Raw genomic sequence first — 23,122 nt, 5'->3', positions numbered from 1 at the left:
GCTGCCCGCGAAAAACACGAAAAAACAACAAAAATTAAACAAATATTTTTTGTTAGAAATCTAACCAAGTTATCCATTTTTTTCACAATCAATTTTTTTTTCATATATTCTGCGTGTTTCGCGGGCTATTTAATTGTCGATATAATAGCATAACTTTCATCAGGATAAATCAATTCAGCCATAATTTTTCCTTTTGGTAGTGTCTTTCGTGGGCAATCTCATGAACGTAACGATTCTACCGGCTGCAATCGGGAGGCGCGGCTGGCCGGCTGCATACCGGCGATAATTCCTACCAAACCGGAGCAAACAACGCCAAGTACAATCGCTTCCCAGGACAACAGGACCGGCATACCGGTGATGATTTGTAAAATCCGGGCGCCGATTCCACCCAGAATGATGCCCAGGACGCCGCCGGCTGATGTAACGACTGCGGCTTCGACCAAAAATTGCAATTTGATATCCTTGCGGCGCGCGCCCACAGCCCGGCGTAAACCTATTTCTTTTTTCCGTTCATTCACGGAAATCAGCATGATATTGGCAACGACAACGCCTCCGGAGATGAGTGCGATACCGGCAACCAAAGCCAGAAAAATATTTAAAGTCCCCGCCACTTTTCCGGCAAATTCCGTCACCTCGTCCGGGGTTACGATTCGGAAATCATCCGGCATGCCCGGTGAAATAACATGCCGCTCACGCAACATGGCGGTAATATTTTCGGCAGCCTGATCCATTTCACCGGCGGAGGTCAAGAGAATTTTTATCCCAAAGGTATAGTCCACATTCGCCACCCGGCGCATAAAGGTCGTGAGTGGAATATTGATCCGGTTGTCCATATCACCGCCACCGGGACTTGTGCCTTTGGGCTGCATCACGCCTTTGACCTCGAACTGCACATTACCGATGCGAAGGTGCTGTCCGACGGGATTTGTATCGCCAAACAGTTCTTTCTGCACCGTGGGCCCTACCAGGCAGACACGATTCAAATGATCCATATCCGTTTGTGAAATAAAGTCGCCCGACTGTACATCCCAGTCCCACACATACGCCCAGGACGGTGTAATGCCGAAAACAGCAGCGGTTGTCGATTGATCCAAATATTTGATTTCGGCATTACCCTTGCGGCTAAAGGGCGCCACCTCCGCAATGCCGTTCACTTCGCGTTTAATCGCTTTAGCGTCCCGCAGGGTCAACGTGGTGGTTGGTCCTTCGCCAACGGGTTGCCCCCTCTCTCTGCCACCGCCGGCAAACACCATCATGCTGTGCAGACCAAACTTTTTCACGCGGTCCATCACCCGTTTTTGCGCGCCCAACCCGGCCGAAACAATGAGCGTCAGTGCGGTTATGCCAATGACAATGCCGATCATCATCAAAAAGGTGCGCAGTTTGTTTCGTCCCAGTCCGATATAAGCAATTTTAAAAAGTCTATTGGTTTTCATCTTTGGCCTCCGTTGCAGAAATTTTTTCCAATTCATGTTTCGCATTGACCGGATTTTTATTTTCTTTTTCTGCAACGATTCTACCGTCAGCGATTTGAATAATGCGTCCGGCATGCGCGGCAATATCCGGTTCATGGGTCACCAGCACAATCGTGCGTCCGGAATTGTTAAGCTCGGTAAATAATGCAATAATCTCCAAACCGGAACGGGTATCCAGGTTGCCTGTGGGTTCATCAGCAAAAATAATTTCCGGATCATTGACCAGCGCCCGGGCTATCGCAACCCGTTGCTGCTGTCCGCCGGAAAGTTCGCCCGGATGATGGTCAATGCGGTCAGCCAAACCGACGGCGGTCAGCGCCGCTTTGGCCAGTTGGGTAATATTCTGTTTATCCGAATAAATCAACGGGAGTTCCACGTTTTCCAGCGCATTGGTGCGGGGCAATAAATTAAATGCCTGAAAAACAAAACCGATTTTTTGGTTGCGGATTCCCGCCAATTGCTCATCGTTCAATGCCCCGACATCGCTGCCGTCAAGCTGTATCGCGCCGGTAGTGGGTTTATCAAGGCAGCCTAATAAATTCATCAAAGTCGATTTACCGGATCCGGACGCGCCCATGAGCGCGACAAATTCACCCTGACGGATATCCAGCGAAACATCGTTAACAGCCGCCACTTGCGCGCCGCTCTTGCCGTAAATCCTGGATACCTGTCGCGCTTGAATAATGGTTTTATTCATCATCAGTTTCCTTTTATTTACTCAGAAATAACAATTTTCTCGCCTTCTTTCAGTCCGTCTCAGTAACGTCCGGTTAGGTAATTGCAACGCTCAGATTATACAAAAAAATATGACATAACACAAAAAAACACTTGACATTACGTCAAAAATTTTGAAGTCGATTTTCATAACATTAATAAATATAAGGTGTTATGGAAATGCGACGTAAATTCAAAAAGTTTAAGCCTCGACAAAAATCTAAAACATTCAAAAGACTAATGGAACCGATCAAGGCTATCTTGTCCAAGGTACCACCATTAGTTTCACGAGGAGATCGACCTCTGCAAATGACATTTGAAGATCAACTCAATGCCCTCGTGTTTTATCATCTTGAAGAGCATGAATCAGGGACTCATCTTGTCCAGGTTCTTCAAGAAGATACATTTGCTCGGGAGCATATTGCCCCGAAAGAAGGAATCAAAAAAAGTAGCTTTTTTGAGGCTATCAACAATCGCGGCCTCGAACAACTAGCTGTTGTTTTTAATGAACTTCAAGCCAAAGCTGCGACCACTATCCCAAAGCAATTTGAACATTTGGGGGAGCTTGTTGCCATCGACGGTTCTTTGATTGATGCTGTTCTTTCAATGACTTGGGCTGATTATAGAAACGGCTCTAAAAAGGCAAAAGTTCATCTCGGTTTTGATATTAATCGGTCCATTCCAACAAAACTATATCTCACAGGCGGTTTAGCCGGTGAACGACCATTTGTCGATCAAATACTCTCTTCTGACCAGTCCGGCGTTCTTGATCGGGGCTATCAATGCCATAAACGCTTTGACCAATGGCAGGAGGACGGTCGTCAATTTTTCTGCCGCATCAAAGCATCGACGAAAAAAATGTCTTTATGCACATGACATAAAACCAGAAAGCATTGTTTTTTATGATGCTATAGTTTTATTGGGGACGCCGGGCACCAATCAAACAAAAAAGTCGATACGACTTGTCGGTTATAAAATCGGCAATGTAAAATACTGGATCGCGACAAATCGTTATGACCTCTCTGCAGAAGATGTTGCTCAGGCATACAAACTTCGTTGGGAAATTGAAAATTTCTTCGCTTGGTGGAAACGCCATCTCAAAGTCTATCATCTCATAGCTCGAAGTCAGTACGGACTTATGGTTCAAATTCTCGGCGGCCTCATTACATATTTGCTACTGGCAATCTATTGTCATGAAAATTATAACGAAAAAGTTAACATCGAAAGAGTGCGAGAACTCCGTATTCAAATTCAAAATGAAGTGCGAGATTCCGACAAGAAAAATCGTAGAAAATCTCATCGAAAAAATCGACGAAATTACTTACGTGCAAAAACCTAACCGGACGTTACTGAGTCCGTCTGTAATTTCGATCAAACCATCGCTGGTCCAGCCGGTCTTTACGTTTCGCGGTTCACGCTGATCGCCTTGCAGTACAGTGACAAAGCGTTCTCCACGTTCTCGATAAATAGCAGCAAGCGGAATGGTCAGTACATTGTTGCGTGTTTCCAGCCGAATCGTCACATTGGCGGTCATTTCGGGGCGCAGCTTTTTGTTTTTATGATCTGTAATTTTCAAGGTGACAATATAATTCACCACATTATCCTGAATCACCGCTTTGGGATAAATAGCGGTTACCCTTCCATCGAATTCAGTGTCGGGGTAAGTATCCACTGTAAAACCGGCGGTTTGTTCTTCCTGAATTCGGCCAATATCAGTTTCATCCACAAAAGCCTGCACCTCCAGACGGTTCAGATCAATAATTGTCACAAACGTCGGCGCGGCAAAACTGGCGGCCACGGTCTCGCCTTCCTGAGTCGATACCGATGCCACAATCCCGGCAATCGGCGCGGTTATTTTGCTATAGTCCAGTTGAACCTGGGCAAATTCCAGATTAGCCCGCGCCTGTTCCAACTGCGCCTTGTTCACGGCAAAGGATTTTTCCGCAACGTCCAGCTGGTTTTGAGAGATATAATTTTGTTCAAACAATGACTTTTGCCGCCTCAGGTCCAGTTGGGCATATTCGAAATTGGCACCGGCATTCTGCCAGTTTGCATGCGCCTGATTATATTTGGCCTGCAATTCCGATGGTTCCAGTTCGGCAATAATCTGCCCTTTTTTGACAACATCGCCCACATTGGCGTAAATATTTTTAACCAGACCCGATACCCGCGAACCCACCCTCACCTCCGCGCCGACCATGGGTTTGATAATACCGGTCGCCAGCACACTGGAGCCAATATCGCGACGTGTGACCACGGCGGTTTTAAAAGCGCTGTCGGAATCATTGTTTTTTTGCAGCAGAGAATTGCCCAGCAAAATAACCGCGATCAAAACAATGACAACGCCAGCTCCGATATATATTTTTTTCATTTTATACATGTCCCTTCATTACGGCAAAAATACCTGGTGGCAATATCATTTTATCCAACATATTTACAATTCGTCAGAGAATGATAATTTTTTTAATTTCAAACTATTAAAATCATCCTGCAAATCAATTGTTTTGCTGATGAATAACGCCGGTTGCACGATCCAGTTCAGCAAGAGCAATCTGATAATCCGCAAGGGCTTCAATTAATGTCTGTTCGGCATTCACAAAGACAGTCTGAGCATCGATCACATTTAGCATGGAACCCAGGCCTTCACGGTATTCGCCTTCAGCGATATCGCGGCTCTCCAGTGCGTTTTCATAAAAAATACGAGAGAAAAGTACCCGTTCGGCTGCTTCCTTACGCTGCAGATGCGCGTTCCAAACGTCCAGACTTATTTGTTGACGAATACTCTCCTGCTGCCGGATCAGGTTCTGCATCGTCAAATTTTCCTGCTTTACTTGCGCCGGCCGGACAAAACCGCTGAACAGCGGCAGGCTTAAACTCATGCCAATATAAGAAGATGAATTCATCTCCGACATTGTATCTCCGGCATAATTATAACTGCCGTCCAGAGAAAGAGTCGGCAAATACTCACTGCGGGCAATATTTATATTTGCATGTTGAGCGTTGATTTGCCTTTTAATGCGGTCCAGCTCTGGCCGGTTTTGAAAAGCTATTTGCAAATAATTTAGCATATTTCATGTTCATTCCCGATCCTCTTTGGCAGATGCCGCGCGCCTTGATCCTGCGACTCTTCTCATATTGGGAAACCGTTCAGAAACAATGCTGTAAAATTTATCCCATTGGTCCGGCGTTAATACTTTTTTGAATTGGTAAAAATGCCAGATGACCAGATATTGAGATTCCATTTGCAGCTGGCTGATCTGATTCAGCAAGGTGTCGATACGACCATCCTGTGGGTGCGGCTGCCAGATTTCCTGCAGCAATTGATTATTGAGCCCTTCCAACACCTGATTCAAAGAATCCATTTTGGAGTGAAAGGCGCGGCGGATTTCCTCAAAGCTTTCGATTTGTGTCGCGGTTAAATCGAGTTCACGTTTGACTTGTTCAAAGCGAAATTCACGCACGCCGGCGCAGGGACTTGGATTGATCCATTGTTGATAGATCATTGTGCCCAGCGCGCTCAGATTGATCAGGGTAACAATGATGATCAGTATTAAAATTTTTTTATTCATTCCCGTGTCTCGCTTTCGGTTAATGCCAATATCCGTATGTCCGGAGAACCCGGCGGCAAAACCTCAAAATAATTCAAACCAAAAGAATCCGCTGTTTGTTGTGCAACGTCGGACAAGTCCGGGGTCGACAAGGTCATAAAAGTTCCCAACTGAATTCCTGCCCAAACCGTAAACAGCAGCGCCACCGCTGTCAACACGGGACGCAACAGGGCCGGCAAGGTATTTTTAGCTTTGCTGATAAAGCTGCGCCTGTTTTCCTCTTCCAACCGGATAGAAAGGCGCGTCCACAGAAACGGCGGCGCGAGGACAGGTTCGACGGGATGGTCAGGCTGCCACAGGGTTTCAAAATATTTTAACTTTTCCCGGCAGGCGCGGCAGTTTTGCAAATGTTCAGCGATTTCGTTGCGTTGCCTTTGTGGCAATTCGTCATCCAGATACCGCAGCAGCTTTTTTTTGATCGTTTTATGGTTCATATCAAGTCCTGTTTCTGTTTATTAGACCCATGTCATGTAAAAAACTTGCGCTTAGAGCAGGTCTTTTTTCTGGTGAATCAGTATTTTGGCCAGATTTTCTTTGGCCCGGCGCAGCAACGATTCTACCGCCGACAAGCTGATGTCCATAATTGCAGCAATTTCGTCATAGGACAACTCTTCATAGCGTTGCAGAATCAGCGCTGTTTTTTGCCGCTCAGAAAGTTGATGAATGGCGCGCTGAACAATTTGTTCTTTTTCAGAAATTTCAACCTGTTGGTCCGGCGTATGGTCCGGCGACGGCAGTTGTGTTTTTCCTTTATCCTGAAACATAAACTCTAAAGACATCAGGTTTTCCAGTTTTTTCCGGCGTTGTTTTTTTAAACACGTATTCACTGTAATCCTATAAATCCAGGAAGATAATTTCGCCTCGCCGCGAAATTTTTCTATAGAATGAAAAATTTTAACAAACACATCCTGGGTAATATCTTCGGCTTCCGCCCGGCTGCCGCTCATGCGATAACAAACATTGTAAACCCAGTCATGATGATCATTGAATAATTGTTTGAACGTCTTTTGTTTGTTGGCTTTCATTTCCGTTTTTTTATTTTATAAATACCCGTATACAAGACCCGAAATGTAGCAAAAACTTGCTCGATTATCATTACATTTTTATCATGAATTGCTGTTTTATTCTAAATAGAGCGATTTTAACCCAGAACAAAAAACAGGCCGCCGCGCCCGCTCATTTTTGTCCGTCGTGACCTCGTTTTTTGAGATTTATCCTTGCTTTGAATTGGTTTTTTTTTCATATTATTATCACCTGGTGCGTGGATTGATTTTAGTTGATTTTTTCTTAATTAAAATAATAACAATCTATTATAATCCCAAAAGGTTATTTATTTTTCTAAGAAACGACCAGCTCGGTAATAATAAAATCCTCAAATAGCAACCTATTCACATCTTTAAAGTATGTTTCAGATGAATCATGATGATCATTTCCCCAAAAAATATTCAACTCTATCGGTCATTGTTCAAAGGAAGAACAGATATATATGCTATTCGATGGGAAAAAAATGGCTACAGTGGGTATATGCCCGCATATAAGGTCGATTGGTCATTGTATAAAATCCACAAGGCAAAAGGGGGAACATTCAAAAATTATAAAAACAAAAAACTTTTACCAGTAGACAACAGTGCTATTGCATCGCATCTTGCAGGTGAAAAATGTTGTGGAATTTACCCGCTTTTACAAGATAACACATCATTTTTTATTGCCGTGGATTTTGACAATCAAAATTGGCAAAAAACTATTCTTCAACTTTACCGCACATGCAACACATACAATATTCCATGCTATATAGAACGATCCCGTTCAGGGAATGGAGGACATTTATGGATATTTTTTCAAAAGTCATTTCCCGCTGAAAGCAGTCGTAAAATTATCTTTGAAATACTGAAAAGATCTAAAATAATCTCCCAGTTTGATAAAGAGCCCAGTTTTGACCGCGTGTTTCCCAATCAAAATTACCATTCGGGTAAAGGCATGGGCAATTTGATAGCTCTTCCCTTACAAGGAAAATCGTTAAAACACGGAAATTCATGTTTTTTAAATCCAGAAACATTCAAACCCTTGGAGAATCAATGGGAATTTCTTAAAACAATCAAAAAAATTCCCGAACAACAGTTTAGAGATATCTATAATAGTTTATTTAAACAACCCTACCACAGCATGTTTATGATAAGCCCAAATACAGAAGGGTCTGAAAAACTGGAAATAATTATCAGCAATCAGGTATATCTTCACAAAGCTGAGTTAAATCATAAATTGATTACATTCCTTAGAGAGGAATTAAACTTTTACAACGCTGATTTTTTAATTAAAAGAAAGCTCGGAAAAAGCACGTTTAATACAGAAAAATTTTTTAAACTCATTCAGGAATCAGATAATAAAGTAATGATTCCCCGGGGTTTTTCTTCCGAATTAATCCAATTTTGCAAAGATGAGAACATACCATTAAAGATAATAGACAAACGAGAGAAAAAAATTTACATTGATTTTGGTTCGGAAATTGAACTTGAAAGTCATCAGGAGCTGGCACTTGAAAAAACACGAGAAAAGGATTTTGGTGTTATTGTTTCACCGCCGGGTTCCGGGAAAACTGTGATTGGATTAGCGCTCATCGCCGAAAAACAACAGCCGGCCTTGATTATTGTCCATAGAAAACAATTATTCGACCAATGGATTGAACGAATCCAAGACTTTTTAAAAATCCCCAAAAAAGATATTGGGCAAATAGGCAATCAAAAAAATAAAATCGGAAAGTCAATTACGGTTGCAATGATTCAAACCCTGTCAAGAATGACAGATTATACAAAGTTGGCCAGTGCTTTTGGGACAATTATCATTGATGAATGTCATCACATACCCGCCAAATCCTTTAGGGAAACCATTGTTCATTTCAATTCTTATTATTTGTATGGGTTGACAGCAACGCCCAAAAGAAAACACAATGATCAGAAATTGATTTTTGTTTTTATTGGCGATATTCTTTATCATGTAAAACAATACGAGTTTCTCGCCAAGAATAAAATTCAAACCGAACTTAATATAAGAGAAACGGAACTATTTGTTCCTTTCAATTATAAAACTGATAAATATGAAACAATTTCTCGTATACTTGTACATGACACACATAGGAATTCTCTGATCATTAAAGATATTGATAACAACGCAGAACGCTTCAAAACCATTTTGATATTGACGGAGCGAAAGGCTCATGTAGATATTTTAAACCTGTACTTGAAAGAAAAATATGAAACGATAACCATTCATGGCGGTGACTCGGAAACCGCTAGAAAAAACAAACTAGAACAGATAAAGCAAGGGCATTATAAAATAGTAATCTCAACAGGGCAATTTTTTGGAGAAGGTATTGATATCAATAATCTTGATTGTCTTTTTATTGTTTATCCCTTTGCATTTGAGGGTAAACTCATCCAGTATATTGGCAGAATTCAACGCTCTGGAAAACCACCCGTTATTTTTGATTATCGTGATTCAAAGATTGATTACTTTGAAAACATGTTCAAACAACGTAAAAGATACTATAAAAAATTGCTAAACAATCCTCCAAGCAACATTCATTTTACCTCATTTGATTCATAACAGGTCCCAGCCACCAAACTCACCCTTTCCCACCTGTCTGTTTGATGAATGGCATTGCATTCGTCTGCTGCACTTTATTTTTTCTTGACTTTCGGGTCATTAATAGCTATTTTATTGCTTCAATTTTTTAGACTCAATATTTGTCTGCAGATTTACAGTTCAAATCAACCGGTTCGGCAAAAGACTTGTCCAGCAAACTGAATTTTATAGTGCCCCGTTCTTATAAAATGCGTTCAAACATGCAGGTAAAGTATGAATAAAATTCTCGATACGGTTATCAAAGTCGAAGACGAATCTAAAAAAGTCGTCCAGGACGCGCAGCAAAAAGCGCGGGACATGAAAGAAAAAGCAGAAAAAGAAAACGCTGCCCGCGTGGATGCCGCACGCAAAGAAGCAGCATCGTTATATCAGAACTCTATTGAAAAGACCCAAAAAGAATGGCAAGAAAAAATCCAGCAAACCCGTTCTGCTCAAGACACCTTGTACTCTGACCTGCTCAAGGCCAAACACGACGACATTGAACAGGCGGTTGACAAGATATTAACGCAGATTAAAACCCCGCAGCATAAAACACTGAATGAGTAGCGCATTAAAAAAATATGCGTTTATTAACGCCAAAGTTCGCGCTCGCATTAGCAAAATGCTGCCCGATGAGCTCCTGGATGAGATGATCCAGGCAAAATCATTTCTTGAATCCATTGAGCATCTCAAGGGCACACCGTACGATACCATTTATGCGGTCTATTCCGAAACCGGCGATCTATTAACGGCAGAGAAAGAGCTGCTCAAAAAAGAAATTGCGCTCTACCTTGAGCTATTGAATTACGTTGACAAAAAAACCGTCGGGTTTATCAGGGCGCTTGCGTTGCGTTATGAAATCAATAATCTCAAAAACTGCATCCGTCTTTTTTTTGATCGGTTTATACGCGAACGGGATATTTCGTCGCAGACCCCTTATCTCATCTATGACAACATAATTCATCCAATGAATTGTGACCGCATCATTTACGCCGGTTCTCCGGACGAGCTGATTGAAGGACTGTCAGGTACGCCCTATTATGATATCGTCAAATCAAATATTCTCCGACTCGACAAAACCTTAACAGTCTTTCCCATTGAAACCGCCCTGGATCGCTTTTATTACGACAATGTCATTCAGCAGATATCTTCCTGTCTGTCCAGAAAAGACAAAGAGATCGCGCTCCGGGTTGTTTACCTTGATATAGATCTTGACAATATCGGCAAGATGATCAGATTCAAGCAGTTCTACGATATGGATGTGGAAACCGCGCAAAGCCATATAACTCCTTATGGTCTGGTTCCCCGGGAGCCTGATGCCTTTAAACAAATGTACGAAAATGAAGATATATCCGATATTCTATCCGCTTTGATGTCAAAAAGTGACAAATCGTTAAAATCTTTTTTCCAATCAGACATGCGCGAGCGCAACGCAAAGCTGCTGTTTATTGAAAAAATAACCGAGCAGATACTCCTCTATAATGCACAGAAAATACTTTCAGGCCCCCCGTTTAATATCGGTATCATACTTGCCTATTTTATATTGAAAAAGAATGAAATAAAAAAAATAATGACGATTCTGAATGCAAAAAACTATAACTATCAGCCGCAAAGGATAAGCGAACTGTTATGATGTTTCCTGAAAAAATGATCCAAGTGTTCGGTATCATCCCGCGTCAGTTCAACGATAAAGTGACCCAGGAACTGTTACGTCAGGAACTTGTGCATTTTATTAATCTGCATTATATAGATCAGGACACCCAGGATAAAATAAAGACGACAGAAGAATCTTCCGATCCTGCAAAAGAACCAAAGAGTCCTTCTGTTACAGATATCAGAAAACGCGCCGAACATTTTTTAAAAATGGGCGGATTCTCCGACTATGCACCCTCCTCCTTACCAGAAGGTGCAGAACCGCTTTTAAACCGTGAACAGGCGGGAAAAGAACTGGATTCGCTGGCCTCCCGGCTGGAATCCCTGCGGAACCGACAGAGCAAGTTGCAGTCGAATATATTAAAAATTGATGACATTAAACGTCAAATCGACCTGTACGGCGACTTTAACAGCATTATCAAAAAGCGTCTGCCGCATGCCTTTCTGCAATCCCATATCGGCAGTATTGATCCTTCACTGCTGGAAGACTTTAAAAAGGAATTTGCATCCCTGCCCTCGCTGGTGCTCGAACTGGGAAAAGATAGCGTGGAAAAATATCTCCTCGTCATCAATATGAAACGCGATGAGCGCGCCGTAAAAAGCATAAAGGAACGCTATCATTGGACCGATGCCGATATGCCGTCCTATGCGAGCGATATCAAAACCAACGCATTATCGGAACTGGACGCAAAGAAAGCCCGCTTGAAAAAAGAACAGGAAAAAACAGCCTCTGAGGTGAACAACATCTTTGCCGAAAGCAAAGATGATCTCATGGAGATTTACACCCGGGCGCGTTTGAATGAATTGAGTCTCAAGGTAAAATCCTACCTCAACACGACCGATCATACCTTTCTGTTCACCGGATGGATTCCCTTGAAGCGCAAAAAGGATTTTGAGAGCACCATGCAGCAAGCCACATCCGGGAATGTCTATCTTGAATGGATCCATCCCGGCGAATTATCTCCGGTTGAACAACCTCCGGCGCCGGTTAAACTGAACAACCCCGGTTTTCTCGCTCCCTTTGAAATGCTGGTTGAAAATTTTGCCATCCCCGCTTATGGAACCATTGATCCCACCCCGTTTGTGGCGCTCTCCTATCTGACCATGTTCGGTCTGATGTTTTCCGATGTCGGTCACGGCCTGGTGTTAATTCTTGCCGGATTGCTCGGTAGCCGCCTGATCAAAGAAAACAATAAAACGAAAAAACTGTTCCAGTTGATCGCCTACTGTGGCGCCTCCGCCGTGATTTTCGGAATTCTTTTCGGTTCCTATTTCGGATTCAGTGTGTTCGAGCCTGTCTGGTTTGATTATCACGGTATTGTTGCAGGCCACGATTCAGGCAATGAATTTGTCAATGATATTTACGGCATCCTCAAAATAACAATCTATTTTGGTATTTTTATTATCGCAGCCGGCATGCTGTTTAACTGGATCACAGCGATTCGTAATCATCAATGGAAACGTCTTGTTTTCGATAAAACCGGACTGCTCGGCGGCTGGCTATATGGCTCCGGCATTTATACGGCTTTTTATTTTATCACCAATGACTATAAATCACTGCCGGACAGCCGTTTTTTGTTAAGCATGATCGCGCTGCCGGCGCTGCTGTTTTTTCTCAAGCCGATTATCGGTTTTATTTTCCCGGATAAAAACGCAAACAAACAGCACTCGTTTTCGTTCTTTACCCTGATTGATATCATGATGGAATGGATCGTCGAGATGCTGGAAATATTCAGCGGATTTTTGGCAAATACGCTTTCCTTTATGCGTGTTGCCGGCCTGGGTATCGCGCATGTGAGCTTGATGATCGCTTTTTATCAAATTGCAACCATGGTCTCACAAAACGGCAGCTTTGGAATCATGTCCTATTTTGTGCTGATTGCCGGTAACATTCTTGTTATTTTGCTCGAAGGACTTTCAGCCGGTATTCAGTCACTCAGGCTGAACTATTATGAATTCTTTTCAAAGTTTTTCCAGGAAACCGGATATCGTTACAATCCCATTTCATTTTCGTCGAGTGAATAATAAAATAACAAACTCATACAGATTCACACTTTCAGGAGCATATGATGAAAACTTTTCGTAACACAAATTCTGCAGCAGATCAATTAAAAGCAAGCATCAAAATCAGCTTGATTGTCCTCACAGCTCTTTTGTTCATCTCGGGCGCGGTGTTTACCACTTTTGCCGCACAGGAAGAAGGCCAGGCCACGACAGAAGAAACAACCGTGGCGCCGCTCTCCAAAGAGCAGGCTGACGTCTCCAAAATGGGATTTCTGGCCGCGGCTATTGCCTTTGGCGCAGGCGCACTTGCTGCCGGTTTTGCCATATCGCATGTGGGCGCTGCAGCCATGGGCGCTGTTGCCGAAAAACCGGAAATCGCCGGTCAGGCGCTTATTTTTATAGCCCTGGCTGAAGGTCTTGTTGTATTCGGCTTTATCACCGCATTGATGATACTCGGCAAAGTCTGATACAGCAATCATGAACATCCGGCAGCCGGAAACCATTTGATTATAAAGGTATGTTTTTATGAAGTATACTGTCATCGGTGATGAAGACACGGTCTTGGGATTTGGTCTGGTCGGTGTTAAAGGATCTGTCGCCACAACAAAGGCCGAAGCGGAACATTCATTTAACGAAGCACTGCAGAATCAAGACATTGGCATTATCATTATTACGGAAAAAACGGCCGAACTCATTCGGCCGCTGGTCAACTCGTATCTGTTTACCTCCAGTTTTCCGCTGATTGTTGAAATACAGGACCGCAGCGGTAAAATGCAGGGAAAACCCGGTATACGCCAGATGGTGAACGAAGCGATTGGTGTAAAACTCTAAGTCTACAAGGCGATCAACATGACCACAAACAATCAGGAAACCGCTCTTATCGAGAGTATTCAGCAAGCGGCCCAGGATGAAGCTCAGGAGATTCTGGATAACGCGCAGCGGACGGTTCAGGAGCGGAAAAAAAGTACGGATCAACGCATCAGTGAATTGAAAAAAGAAACTCAAAAACGAATCGAACAGCAATCAGCCGCCATTGCCCACGAGAGCGAACGTAAAATCGCATCCATAAAAAGAAAACAGCAGCTGGCTCTCAAACAGCAGATTATTGATGTTGTAACAGAACGCGTGAGAGAAAAATTTGAGGCGCTTGTCGAGACCCCGGAATTTAAAGAGATGATATTGAAATGGACCGTTGAAGCAGCGCTGGGGCTTGAGGAGAGTAATGCCGTTCTCAAAGTAACCGAATCGTGTGAACCATTTGCTGATGATTCATTTTGCCGGGAGGCGGAGCGCCGATATAAAAATCTCACCGGGAAAGCAACACATTTAAAACGCTCTCCCGATGTTATTAATAAAGGACACGGTATTATTTTGCAAGCCGAAAACGGAAGAACCGTCTATAACAATCTTTTGCAAACCCGGCTTTACCGACATAGAGACAGGATAGAAGCACGTGTATTAGAGGATATTTTCGATGAATAAATATACGCCGGACAGCAGTGATAAACAAGAACGCATTATCGGATTTGTTTTCAGAGTCAATGGCCCGGTTATTGAAGTCACCGGCATAACAGACGCCATGATGCTGGAACTGGTAGCAGTCGGCAGCCATCAATTAACCGGCGAAATTGTAAAACTGGAAAACGACAGAGCCATTGTGCAGGTTTATGAGGATACCACCGGGGTCAAACCCGGCGAGCCGGTTTACGGCAGCGGCGCATTATTATCTCCGGAACTGGGTCCCGGACTGGTCGGGACGATCTATGACGGTATTCTGCGCCCCTTGTCCGCGCTGCTCGATATCAGCGGTGATTTTCTGGACCGCGGCATATCATCCCCCCCAATCGATCATGAAAAGAAATGGTTATTTGAACCCGAGGTCTCGAAAGGAGATGATGTTCACGGCGGCATGATCATTGGCAGCGTCCAGGAGACGGAATTGTTCAAGCATCGTATTCTTGTTCCCCCGTTTGTCCAGGGAACACTTGAACGTATTGTCTCCAGGGGTGAATATACAGTTGAGGACACCATTGCCGAAATTAAAACGCAAGATTCGGTTATTCCCGTGCGCATGTCGCAGAAATGGCCCATACGCCGCGGCCGGCCGGTCAGCGCGCGTGCGCCTCTGAACACACCGCTCGTTACCGGCCAGCGGGTTATTGATACGCTGTTTCCCATCGCCAAAGGCGGTACCGTGGCCATCCCCGGAGGTTTCGGAACCGGGAAAACCATTACCCAGCACGCTGTGGCCAAATGGTGCGACGCCGATATTATCGTGTACATCGGCTGCGGCGAGCGCGGCAATGAAATGACCGATGTCCTGAATGACTTTCCCGAGCCTCATCGATCCGCGTACCGGCAAAAGCCTGATGGAACGCACCATTCTGATTGCCAATACATCGAATATGCCGGTCTCCGCCCGCGAAGCCAGCATCTATACCGGTGTCACCCTTGCCGAATATATCCGCGACCAGGGTTATCATGTGGCGGTGATGGCGGATTCCACATCCCGCTGGGCGGAAGCCTTGCGCGAATTATCCGGACGTATGGAAGAAATGCCGGCCGAAGAAGGCTTTCCCGCCTATCTGCCGACGCGTGTCGCTGAATTTTACGAACGCGCCGGATATATGGAAACCCTGAGCGGTAAAAACGGCTCCGTTACCCTGATTGGCGCAGTTTTGCCGCCGGGCGGCGACTTTTCCGAACCGGTCACTCAGCACACCAAACGATTTGTGCGCTGCTTTTGGAGTCTGGACCGTCAGCTCGCCAATGCACGCCATTATCCCGCCATCTCATGGCTGGAAAGCTACAGCGAATACCTGACGGATATCGCAGCCTGGTGGGAACAGCATGCAGGAACAGAATGGAGCAAATACCGCAAAGATATAATGGATCTCTTGCAGCGGGAAGTCCGGCTCAACCAGGTGGTCAAGCTTGTGGGCCCGGACGCGCTTCCCGATTCACAACGCTTTATTATTGATGTGTGCAGACTGTTCAAAAACGCGTTTCTGCAGCAAAATGCCTTTGACGAAACGGACCGGTTCTCAACCATCGAAAAACAGTATAAAATGCTTGAACTTATTCTGCATTATTATTATCGCGGCCAAAAAGCGATTAAAAGCGGCATCACCCTGGTGAAACTTCGACAAATGAAGGTCTATCAGGATATTGTAAAAATGAAATTTTCAATTTCCAATGAGGATGTCTCGGAATTTGATAAACTGATGACGCGTCTGGGACGTTCTTTTGACCAGTTGGAGGCTATTTTTGAATAACGATAAAACAAAAGATACACAGATTACCGAAGGAAAACCTAAAGCAGCGGATTCCTCATCATTGTCGTCAAATCTGATTGAACAACTGAAAAGCGGCAAAGAATATGTCGGAATCAACAAAGTGGACGGACCGCTGTTGTTCATCAAAAACACGCATCCTATCGGATTCCGGGAACTCGTTGAATGTATCGATCCCTCCGGCGCTGTGCGTCTGGGAATCGTCCTGGACACATCGGCGGATGTGGTTGTGGTTCAGCTGTTCGAAGGCACTGCGTCTCTCACCCTGCCGAATACGCGTCTGCGTTTCAAGGGGCAGGCGCATCAACTGGGCGTTTCGGAAAAAATGCTCGGCCGGGTTTTCAACGGTCTGGGACATCCACTGGACGGCGGCCCCGCCCCACGGGCTGAAAACTATTACAATGTGAACGGCAAAGCCATCAATCCGACGGCTCGCGAATACCCGCGCGATTTTATCCAGACCGGATTATCAGTGATCGACGGCATGAACACGCTGATACGCGGTCAGAAACTTCCTATCTTTTCCGGAAACGGTCTGCCTCATAACGAGCTTGCCGCGCAGATCACCCGGCAGGCCAAAATACGCGGCACCGAATCCGAATTTGCCATTATTTTCGCCGCTATGGGTGTGAAACACGATGTGGCCAATTATTTTATCCGCTCATTCGAAGAATCCGGCGTGTCCAGCAAAGTCGCGCTGTTCTTATCCCTCGCGGATGAACCCTCCATCGAGCGGCTGATCACACCGCGAAGCGCGCTCACACTGGCAGAGTATCTGGCCTTTGAAAAAGATATGCACGTGCTCGTCATTTTGACTGACATGGCCAATTATTGCGAATCGCTGCGCGAGATCTCGACGATACGCGGTGAAATACCGTCGCGTAAAGGCTATCCCGGCTACCTGTATTCGGATCTGGCAGAGCTTTACGAGCGGTCCGGAATGCTGAAAAGCTCCAAAGGCTCGATCACACAGCTGCCGATTCTGACCATGCCCAATGATGATATTTCGCATCCGATCCCGGATCTCACCGGCTATATCACAGAGGGACAGATCGTGTTTGACCGCGAGATGAACTCGCGCGGGATATTTCCGCCGGTCGCCGGACTCCCTTCCCTGTCGCGTTTGATGAAAGACGGCATCGGCAAAGACATGACCCGGGAAGATCATCCGCATCTGGCCAGCCAGCTGTTTGCCGCATACAGCTATGTCAAAGATGTGCGTAATCTGGCCTCGGTTATCGGCGAAGAAGAACTGACGCCTCTGGACACTCAGTACCTTGAATTCGGCAAAATCTTTGAAGAAAAATTTATTACCCAGGGCATCAATGAGGACCGCAGCATAGAAGAGACCCTTGAGCTCGGCTGGGAAGCGCTCCGTAGTTTGCCCGTTGACGAATTGACACGTTTGACCGAAGACGAAATCGAAACCTATTATCATGTATAACAACTATACACCAACCCGCACCACGTTACTGCAACTGAAACAGGATCTTTCCTTTGCCAACCTGGGATATGATCTTCTGGATCAAAAAAGAAATATTCTTGTGATGGAGCTTTTGGATTTGGTTGATCAAACAGTGGATTACCAGAATCTGGTTGACGAAGCGTTACAGGCGGCCTACAACTCGCTGGAAGAGGCCGTTCTCAAAATGGGAAAAATGAAAGTATTCTGTCTCTCAAGCGCTGTTCATATTGATGCGGATATTGATATCAGCACACGCAATATTATGGGCGTTTCATTGCCGGTCGTGGAAACCCATTTTGAGGAACGCTCACCCTATTTTAGTACCCTGGACACCCATTTTTACATTGACAGTTCTATTGAGCATTTTAAAAAGGCGTTGAACATCATGGGACGTTTTTCCGAACTGAAAATATCCGTGATGCGTCTGGCTGCGGAAGTGAAAAAGACGATCAGAAAAGTAAATGCTCTGGAAAAAATCGCCATTCCCGAATATCGCGAGGCCATTCAATATATCGAAAACCGGCTTGAAGAAAATGAACGGGATGCGGTTATTTTACTCAAAAAAATAAAAGAACGGCTGGAAAAAAAGGCCTATTAAGGAGGAGCGTATGAGCGATATCATCCGTAACATATTGGTGTACATAGACGGGACTGAACAATCGATTGTCGCTGCTCATTATGCCGTCTGTCTGGCGAAAACACTTCATACAGAGATCTCGGCTCTGTTCGTCGTCAATACCCAGGCTCTCGGCACCCTGGTGAAATCGCGTATTTTTCTCCAGGATGAAGAGGCAGAATACCGCCGCGATCTGAATGCCGACGCTGATCGCTATTTGAAACATGTTCAACAAATTGCGCAGGCCAAAGGTGTGGATGTTAAACTGCACAACAAAAACGGTTCTGTCAGCGGTGAAATTAAAAACTGCATCAAAGAAAACGAGATCGATCTGCTGATCATCGGAGAATTATCCCGGATAAAATCCCGACGTGATCAGTTTTATGATGAAACAGAACGCGCCATGCGCAGTGTTCCCTGTTCGGTGCTCATGGTCAAGGATGAAGACCGGGTCTGGAATATGTATGACCATCTGTTGTAGAACAGCTAATTTACGCACAAAATTATTGAATGATTACAGGAGCTTGTGATGAGTTTACTTGACATATTGACAAAAGAGGTGATTGCCGTCCCGCTCAAAGCGCAATATAAAAACGAAGCGATCCGGGAATTAATTGAGCTTTTAAAGAACGATGGTCAAATATCCGATGCAGAACAAGTTTATGATGACGTTATGACGCGCGAGGACAAGGCGAGTACCGGGCTGGAAAAAGGTATTGCCGTGCCACACGCCAAAACAGGCGCGGCCGAAAAACTCACGGCAGCGATCGGCATCGCGCCGGACGGCATTGATTTCGGGTCAATGGACAACACGCCTTCCAAATTGATTTTTCTCGTCATCGCGCCGCCCGCTTCATCCGGAGCCCATATCGCACTTTTATCCGAAATCGCCAGACTGTCGCAGTACCAGTCGCTTTGCGATGAACTGGCAAAAGCCGACAGCCCGGAACAGGTGCTGTCCATATTGCAGGGAGAAGATTGAGGCAGGCTGTATCGAGGTAATTTTCACTTTGGGGGGAAATCCGTTTTGCCGCACCGGCTGTAGCCTCATCTCTATCGGTTTATATTGATGCCATTATCGTTTTATAATAACAGTACATACTGTAGTACGTACTGTCTTACCGTATTATAATAAATTAATTTTATACAAATTATAGCTTTATTTCAGAAACCTTCTTTGCAACTTGTCCACGATTCACAAGTAACCAGGCAGGCCGATACTTTTTCTTCTTGATTTTGTTTAGATAATTGATTAATGTTGCATTGGCATGACTGGAGATACAACTGTATATCGGTATTCAATCTGTAAGATATCTAAAGGAATATGAAATACTGTTAACCTTTGAAAATGGAGAGAAAAAGGTTTTCAACGTTTGACCCGATTTGCAAAAGGGGAAATTCATAAAATTAAAGGATAAAAATCTCTTTGTAACCGTTCACATGTCTTTTGATGCCATAGAATGGGATAACGGTGTGGAACTACATCCTGAATATGTGTATGAACAGAGTGTGCCGGTGAATCCTGCAGCGAACCGGTATTAGTTTTTTCATACAGCTTTTTCGATACATTATTTAAATCTGAAAATTCAGCCATTTACCAGAGCTATTTTTTATTTTTCAGTTTAATCACGTTTATCAATTGATTCCCGGGGTTTTGGGGACAACAAACAAGGGGAATTTAAAAAATGAAAACTCACAAAACCGGACATCGTTCCGGTTCACTCCGATTGAAAAACTGGGATTACCGATGGAATGCTGCCTATTTTATCACCATCTGTACACATAACAGAGAACACTATTTCGGTACGGTTGTAAACCAGTCCATGCAATTGTCCAAAATCGGTGTGATTGCCGATATTTTGTGGTATGAGATTAAAAATCATGCAAACCATGCGTGGATCTGGGTGCATTTGTGGTCATGCCCAATCATGTACATGGGATTTTGATATTGAATGATGTGAATGGGGTTAATTGCAATAAGGCCGGCAAACATCCGGACCATGGTGGTAATCCCGTTCCCCGTAGGCGCGTTGCATGCAACGCGCCTACGGGGAACGCGCCTACGGGGAACGCGCCCATAGGTAATATATCAACCGGCCATCCATCCACCCCACCCCCGGACAAAAACAAATTCATGTCGGATATTTCACCCAAATCGGGATCTGTTTCCACCCTCATACGGTCATATAAATCCGCGGTCACCCGGCATGCTCATCGTCTGGGATTTGATTTCACCTGGCAGTCGCGGTTTTATGATCACATTATTCGCAATGATCAGGCTTTTGAAAGAATTTCGGATTACATTAGAAACAATCCGTTGAACTGGCAGGATGATGGCTTTTATACTTGATTTTATTCAGAAAATTAATTTTTATTCTAAAACTAAATCTTGTAATTAATTGTTGAGCGATTCTCTATGCCCACGATTAGTATGTTTTACGGCATAATTATCAGATTGTATACCGGAAAAATTGAACACAATCCGCCACATTTTCATGCCTACTATCAGGAGTATCAACATTTGATATTAATCAAGGTGAATGACTGGAAGGAGAATTTCCTTTAAATAAACGAAAATTGGTCGAAGCCTGGGCTGAACTCCATAAAGATGAACTGCTTGCAAATTGGAATTTAGCCCAAAACGGAGAAACACAATTTCAAATTGATCCATTGAGATGACTGGAGATACAACTGTATATCGGTATTCAATCTGCAAGATATCTAAAGGAATATGAAATACTGTTAACCTTTGAAAATGGAGAGAAAAAGGTTTTCAACGTTTTACCCGATTTGCAAAAGGGGAAATTCATAAAATTAAAGGATAAAAATCTCTTTGTAACCGTTCACATGTCTTTTGATGCCATAGAATGGGATAACGGTGTGGAACTGGATCCTGAATATGTGTATGAACAGAGTGTACAGACGAAATAGTTTTTTTTCATGAACAATGTTTATGATTTTATAATAATCTCTTTATTATTACCTAAATTGAGCGATTTTAAAACAGAACAAAATAAACTGGCTCAAAAGGGAGCCAGTCATGTCTATTTGTGTAAATTCTATTCTGTTTTCATGTTACAAAAGTCTTTTTACCTGTTTTTAAAATGAACTATGCCTAAAAACATGAAAAAACTAACATTAGGGCGTATCAATCCTGTGAAATAAAATTTTCTGGAAACATTTTGCTCTATGTCATGAAAGCTGGTTTTTGTTCGCGAATCGCCTGCCATAAAAGTGGAATTTTTAATGCATCATAAGTAGCTTGGGTGACTTTCAGAGATTACCTGTTGACTCGTCGATATTATCTTGACAGCAAAATCAATTACAGTCCGGCGAAAAGTGCTGGGATAGCTCGTAACCGGTAACACATCCTGGGTCATATCACGCTTGAAAGCTTCGTATAGAAAATGACTCATCAAAAAAATGTAATAAAAGGCTCTGTTCATTCCAAAGCCTTTAAAGGGAAGCTGCTCGCATACGACAAAATCCTTTTGTGAACGATGAACAAGTTCACCCTTGCCGCGACTATGATCCAATTCAATGATCTTTTCCGCCTTTAAATAGTCATCGCCAACTGCCTGCACCAGCTTTTCATCACATTCTTTATTCTGGCCAATGTTTGTATAAATCACATTGTCCGGTCGAGCAAAATCAAAGGTCATCTGGCCATTATCTTCGGTTTCTTGTGATGTGAAAATGCATCGCCGAAATGTAGACCACGTGTCAAGCCGGTTACCAAATTCAACAAACGACCACGACATTTGATACAAGTGAAATCGATCAACAGGAACTTCTTTAACATATTGTTTAATACCCTTATAGAGCTTTCCGCTGCACGCATAATGAATGCCGAGGCGTTCTTCAAAAAATCTGAAATTCTTATCATCTAAAAAACCGCTGTCTTTAAGCAGTATGATTGGCACATCAGCATAATGGGTTCGAATCGCTTTGACCAAACGTCCAACAGCTTTTCTCAAATCTGTCCCATGATTGCAGTGCACATTGCCAGGACGGAACAATGCATCCACCACATAAGGCCCCCAGCTGATTTGCAGCGGCTGAAAGCCCTTTTCTTCTTATAAGTTGGCTTAACGCCTTGACGTTTTTGGGCATCGTCATTGTCAAAGACCACCGTATCAGCGAATAATATGATCACTTTGGGCTTTTCAACATGAAGGCGCCAGATAAAAAGCTTGAGCAAAATAGAACGAAAGAGCCATTGTCCGACAAAACCAAGTCGGCGAAACATTCTCTTTATCTGATGCGATGTCGCCATGTGCCAAGGCTCATTCTCTAGGAGCGCGGCATAAGCGTCGTCGTTTTTACGTCGATCAAAGCCTAACATGGAACGGTCGGTGCCATCAATGAACCAGCCCACAACTTGTTTAATAAACTGAAAGCAACTAATGCCCTTGGCCGAACCTTTTAGAGAACCAAGACATTGTTCGAAAAGCTTGAAAAAACCAATGTTTTCGACATATTTGATAAAGAAAAACAGGCCGCCGCGCCCGCTCATTTTTTCAGTTGTGACCTCGATTTTTGAAATTTTTACTTGCTTTGAATTGGTTTTTTTCTTCATATTATTGTCACCTTTTGGGTGCGTGGATTGATTTTAGTTGATTTTGTCTTAATTAAAATAATAACAATCCATTATAATCCCAAAAGGTTTTTTATTT

At 43.7% G+C, this 23,122-nt stretch carries 25 protein-coding genes and 3 pseudogenes; 19 read left to right on the top strand and 9 right to left on the bottom strand.

Features of this window, described 5'->3' with window-relative positions; all coding sequences use genetic code 11:
• Positions 1-218: 218 nt before the first annotated feature.
• Complete coding sequence (locus tag U5R06_05025; protein MDZ7722191.1) at positions 219-1,436, bottom strand: ABC transporter permease; 1,218 nt, start codon at positions 1,434-1,436, stop codon at positions 219-221.
• On the bottom strand, positions 1,423-2,172 hold the full coding sequence (locus tag U5R06_05020; GenBank protein MDZ7722190.1) for an ABC transporter ATP-binding protein: 750 nt from the start codon (positions 2,170-2,172) through the stop codon (positions 1,423-1,425). Before U5R06_05020 ends, U5R06_05025 begins: the two co-directional genes overlap by 14 nt.
• A gap of 197 nt (positions 2,173-2,369) precedes the next feature.
• Here U5R06_05020 and U5R06_05015 point away from each other — a divergent pair.
• Positions 2,370-3,528: pseudogene (locus U5R06_05015) on the top strand (IS4 family transposase).
• Here U5R06_05015 and U5R06_05010 read toward each other — a convergent pair.
• From U5R06_05010 to U5R06_04990, 5 genes are all read right to left on the bottom strand, one after another.
• Positions 3,511-4,560 carry an efflux RND transporter periplasmic adaptor subunit gene (locus U5R06_05010; GenBank protein MDZ7722189.1) on the bottom strand — a complete coding sequence of 350 codons (1,050 nt, stop codon included), beginning with the start codon at positions 4,558-4,560 and terminating at the stop codon, positions 3,511-3,513. The pseudogene U5R06_05015 and the gene U5R06_05010 overlap by 18 nt on opposite strands.
• Positions 4,561-4,684: 124 nt before the next feature.
• Positions 4,685-5,257, bottom strand: coding sequence for a TolC family protein (locus U5R06_05005; GenBank protein ID MDZ7722188.1), 573 nt, complete (start codon positions 5,255-5,257; stop codon positions 4,685-4,687).
• A gap of 9 nt (positions 5,258-5,266) precedes the next feature.
• A complete protein-coding gene (locus U5R06_05000; GenBank protein ID MDZ7722187.1) occupies positions 5,267-5,758 on the bottom strand; it encodes a periplasmic heavy metal sensor in 492 nt (163 codons plus the stop codon).
• Entirely contained in the window at positions 5,755-6,231 is a 477-nt protein-coding gene (locus U5R06_04995; GenBank protein ID MDZ7722186.1) for a zf-HC2 domain-containing protein, read from the bottom strand. The genes U5R06_05000 and U5R06_04995 overlap by 4 nt, the downstream gene beginning before the upstream one ends.
• A 51-nt stretch (positions 6,232-6,282) precedes the next feature.
• Entirely contained in the window at positions 6,283-6,822 is a 540-nt protein-coding gene (locus U5R06_04990) for an RNA polymerase sigma factor (GenBank protein ID MDZ7722185.1), read from the bottom strand.
• Positions 6,823-7,216: 394 nt separating this feature from the next.
• Between U5R06_04990 and U5R06_04985 the strand changes: the two genes are divergently transcribed.
• The 18 genes and pseudogenes from U5R06_04985 (at position 7,217) to U5R06_04900 (ending at position 21,377) form a co-directional block, all read left to right on the top strand.
• The gene (locus U5R06_04985) at positions 7,217-9,397 is read left to right on the top strand and encodes a DEAD/DEAH box helicase family protein (protein ID MDZ7722184.1); all 2,181 of its coding nucleotides are present in this window, start codon (positions 7,217-7,219) and stop codon (positions 9,395-9,397) included.
• Between the two features lie 252 nt (positions 9,398-9,649).
• Positions 9,650-9,982, top strand: coding sequence for a hypothetical protein (locus U5R06_04980; GenBank protein MDZ7722183.1), 333 nt, complete (start codon positions 9,650-9,652; stop codon positions 9,980-9,982).
• A complete protein-coding gene (locus tag U5R06_04975; GenBank protein MDZ7722182.1) occupies positions 9,975-11,048 on the top strand; it encodes a V-type ATPase subunit in 1,074 nt (357 codons plus the stop codon). The genes U5R06_04980 and U5R06_04975 overlap by 8 nt, the downstream gene beginning before the upstream one ends.
• Entirely contained in the window at positions 11,045-13,093 is a 2,049-nt protein-coding gene (locus tag U5R06_04970; protein ID MDZ7722181.1) for a V-type ATPase 116kDa subunit family protein, read from the top strand. The genes U5R06_04975 and U5R06_04970 overlap by 4 nt, the downstream gene beginning before the upstream one ends.
• Before the next feature lie 41 nt (positions 13,094-13,134).
• Positions 13,135-13,539 (top strand): ATP synthase subunit C, encoded by a 405-nt coding sequence (locus U5R06_04965; protein ID MDZ7722180.1) that lies wholly within the window; start codon positions 13,135-13,137, stop codon positions 13,537-13,539.
• Positions 13,540-13,597: 58 nt separating this feature from the next.
• Entirely contained in the window at positions 13,598-13,903 is a 306-nt protein-coding gene (locus U5R06_04960) for a V-type ATP synthase subunit F (protein ID MDZ7722179.1), read from the top strand.
• A gap of 18 nt (positions 13,904-13,921) precedes the next feature.
• Entirely contained in the window at positions 13,922-14,554 is a 633-nt protein-coding gene (locus U5R06_04955) for a V-type ATP synthase subunit E (protein ID MDZ7722178.1), read from the top strand.
• Positions 14,547-15,356, top strand: a pseudogene (locus U5R06_04950) (V-type ATP synthase subunit A). Before U5R06_04955 ends, U5R06_04950 begins: the two are co-directional and overlap by 8 nt.
• 40 nt (positions 15,357-15,396) lie before the next feature.
• Positions 15,397-16,347, top strand: coding sequence for a V-type ATP synthase subunit A (locus U5R06_04945; protein ID MDZ7722177.1), 951 nt, complete (start codon positions 15,397-15,399; stop codon positions 16,345-16,347).
• A 73-nt stretch (positions 16,348-16,420) separates the two neighbouring features.
• The gene (locus tag U5R06_04940; protein ID MDZ7722176.1) at positions 16,421-17,809 is read left to right on the top strand and encodes a V-type ATP synthase subunit B; all 1,389 of its coding nucleotides are present in this window, start codon (positions 16,421-16,423) and stop codon (positions 17,807-17,809) included.
• Positions 17,802-18,428: a V-type ATP synthase subunit D gene (locus tag U5R06_04935; protein ID MDZ7722175.1), complete on the top strand. Its 627-nt coding sequence runs from the start codon at positions 17,802-17,804 to the stop codon at positions 18,426-18,428. The genes U5R06_04940 and U5R06_04935 overlap by 8 nt, the downstream gene beginning before the upstream one ends.
• A 10-nt stretch (positions 18,429-18,438) precedes the next feature.
• The gene (locus U5R06_04930) at positions 18,439-18,927 is read left to right on the top strand and encodes a universal stress protein (GenBank protein MDZ7722174.1); all 489 of its coding nucleotides are present in this window, start codon (positions 18,439-18,441) and stop codon (positions 18,925-18,927) included.
• A gap of 48 nt (positions 18,928-18,975) precedes the next feature.
• Positions 18,976-19,428, top strand: a complete 453-nt coding sequence (locus U5R06_04925) for a PTS sugar transporter subunit IIA (GenBank protein ID MDZ7722173.1) — start codon at positions 18,976-18,978, stop codon at positions 19,426-19,428.
• Positions 19,429-19,829: 401 nt separating this feature from the next.
• Positions 19,830-19,988: a DUF2442 domain-containing protein gene (locus tag U5R06_04920; GenBank protein ID MDZ7722172.1), complete on the top strand. Its 159-nt coding sequence runs from the start codon at positions 19,830-19,832 to the stop codon at positions 19,986-19,988.
• Between the two features lie 143 nt (positions 19,989-20,131).
• Positions 20,132-20,392, top strand: coding sequence for a hypothetical protein (locus U5R06_04915; protein ID MDZ7722171.1), 261 nt, complete (start codon positions 20,132-20,134; stop codon positions 20,390-20,392).
• Positions 20,365-20,796 carry a transposase gene (locus U5R06_04910; protein ID MDZ7722170.1) on the top strand — a complete coding sequence of 144 codons (432 nt, stop codon included), beginning with the start codon at positions 20,365-20,367 and terminating at the stop codon, positions 20,794-20,796. Before U5R06_04915 ends, U5R06_04910 begins: the two co-directional genes overlap by 28 nt.
• Positions 20,797-20,862: 66 nt before the next feature.
• Positions 20,863-21,125: pseudogene (locus U5R06_04905) on the top strand (DUF4160 domain-containing protein).
• Positions 21,126-21,377 carry a DUF2442 domain-containing protein gene (locus tag U5R06_04900; GenBank protein MDZ7722169.1) on the top strand — a complete coding sequence of 84 codons (252 nt, stop codon included), beginning with the start codon at positions 21,126-21,128 and terminating at the stop codon, positions 21,375-21,377.
• A gap of 320 nt (positions 21,378-21,697) precedes the next feature.
• Here the strand turns inward: U5R06_04900 and U5R06_04895 are convergent, their stop codons facing one another.
• Positions 21,698-22,474, bottom strand: coding sequence for a transposase (locus U5R06_04895; GenBank protein MDZ7722168.1), 777 nt, complete (start codon positions 22,472-22,474; stop codon positions 21,698-21,700).
• A complete protein-coding gene (locus U5R06_04890; protein MDZ7722167.1) occupies positions 22,420-23,025 on the bottom strand; it encodes a hypothetical protein in 606 nt (201 codons plus the stop codon). The genes U5R06_04895 and U5R06_04890 overlap by 55 nt, the downstream gene beginning before the upstream one ends.
• Between the last annotated feature and the right edge of the window lie 97 nt (positions 23,026-23,122).

This window comes from candidate division KSB1 bacterium, from assembly GCA_034521575.1.
Lineage (GTDB): Bacteria > Zhuqueibacterota > Zhuqueibacteria > Residuimicrobiales > Krinioviventaceae > JAXHMJ01.
Note: the sequence above shows the minus strand (reverse complement) of the source record. Positions and strands in the feature narration are given on the sequence as shown.